The 232-nt window shown below is 65.5% G+C and carries 1 protein-coding gene; it reads left to right on the forward strand.

The window, feature by feature from the left end:
* Nucleotides 1-49: 49 nt before the first annotated feature.
* The coding region (locus tag H6A60_RS13670) for a hypothetical protein (RefSeq protein WP_205105426.1) at nucleotides 50-232 on the forward strand (183 nt) is incomplete at its 3' end.

A 232-nucleotide genomic window follows, 5' to 3' on the forward strand; every position in this document is an offset into this window, starting at 1 on the left:
GAGTCGCGCTCGCAATGGCTTCTTCGACGCTGCCACTCAGGCAACTCGCATGGTCGAGCTCGGCGCCCACTCGAGCGAGGTCGTGGGCGCGATTTACCACGTGCACCAGTTGCTGAACGGCGTCGCCCAGCGCTACGCGCAAGATCTCGCGAGCTACGAAAATACCGAGATGTTGCTGCGCACGGGCCGTGAGCGCGGGCGCGAGTGGCGCGCATTCAGTGAGGTGGTGCGG

The organism is Sutterella massiliensis, assembly GCF_016899755.1.
GTDB classification, from domain to species: Bacteria; Pseudomonadota; Gammaproteobacteria; order Burkholderiales; family Burkholderiaceae_F; genus Sutterella; species Sutterella massiliensis.